General features: G+C 42.3%; 1 pseudogene. It reads left to right on the forward strand.

Annotated features, from left to right (window positions below):
• Window positions 1-454, forward strand: a pseudogene (locus ACM0OY_RS40585) (hypothetical protein); the annotation flags it as partial.

Genomic DNA, 454 nt, shown 5'->3' on the forward strand with positions numbered 1-454 from the left:
GCTTGCATGATGTCGCTCTAGCAAAAAACTTAACGCAAGTCCTCAATGGAGAATATCAAGCGATACTCGCAGGCAAACCTTCAGAAGTCAAAGTAGAAGTGCTAAAAGTTGTTCCAGAAGGAATGGGGGCTTTGTTTGGGCGTTCCCTTCCCAAAAAGTTAACAGTGATTGACTTTGGCAATGGTACAACACTGTATTCTCGATACACTCAAGGCAAACGGGAAGTACACACACCTTACCCAGTCGGTGTAGAAGTCCTCATCGATGAGATTGCCCAAAAAATGAAACATCTTAATGGGGGTAAAGTTGGGGACGCATCAAAGGTGCGATTTTGCTTAGAAAACGAACACACCAGATATAGTCGTGACATTGATATCAAAGATGTCTACATGGCTTGTTTTAAGGACTGGTATGAAAAATATTTGAAAAAAGTAGTAGGTATGGCCCTGGATGC

It is taken from the genome of Nostoc sp. CCY 9925, assembly GCF_963920935.1.
Lineage (GTDB): Bacteria > Cyanobacteriota > Cyanobacteriia > Cyanobacteriales > Nostocaceae > Nostoc.